Raw genomic sequence first — 600 nt, 5'->3', positions numbered from 1 at the left:
GTGTCGCGCAATGAGCCGCTTGTGCTGTCGTTTGCGCAGCAGCGGCTATGGTTTTTGGCGCAGCTCGACGAGGGCAGCACCAACTATCATATTCCGCTGGCCTTGCGGCTGCGGGGGGTGCTCGACCGCGTCGCCTGGCAGCGCAGCCTTGACCGTCTGTTTGCACGTCATGAGGCGCTGCGCAGTGTCTTTGTCGCGCCGGAGGGCAAGCCCTGGGTTGAGGTCCTGCCGCCGGATGCGGGGCTGCCGGTGCTCGAGCACGATCTGCGGGACAGGCCGGATGCTGAGGCTGTGCTTTCGGATCTGTGCCATGAAGAGGCGCGCACGCCGTTCGATCTGTCGCGCGGGCCGCTGATCCGCGCTCGTCTGATCCGGCTGGCGGATGAGGAGCACGTCTTCCAGCTGACCCAGCATCACATCGTCTCCGACGGCTGGTCGATGGGCGTCTTGATGCGTGAACTGAGTCAGCTTTACCGGGCGTTCGAGGCTGGACAGGACGATCCTTTGCCGCCGCTTGCGATCCAATATCCGGATTATGCCGCCTGGCAACGGCAGTGGCTGTCGGGGGAACGGCTGCAGAGCCAGGCGCAGTATTGGCGC

Annotated in this window: 1 protein-coding gene; it reads left to right on the top strand. The window is 64.8% G+C overall.

Features of this window, described 5'->3' with window-relative positions; genetic code table 11:
- The coding region (locus NKJ12_RS32195; protein ID WP_352707755.1) for a condensation domain-containing protein at window positions 1-600 on the top strand (600 nt) is incomplete at both ends.

This window comes from Mesorhizobium sp. M0195 (assembly GCF_040322115.1).
Classification (GTDB): Bacteria; Pseudomonadota; Alphaproteobacteria; order Rhizobiales; family Rhizobiaceae; genus Mesorhizobium.
This window is presented reverse-complemented; position numbering and strand designations above follow the sequence as displayed.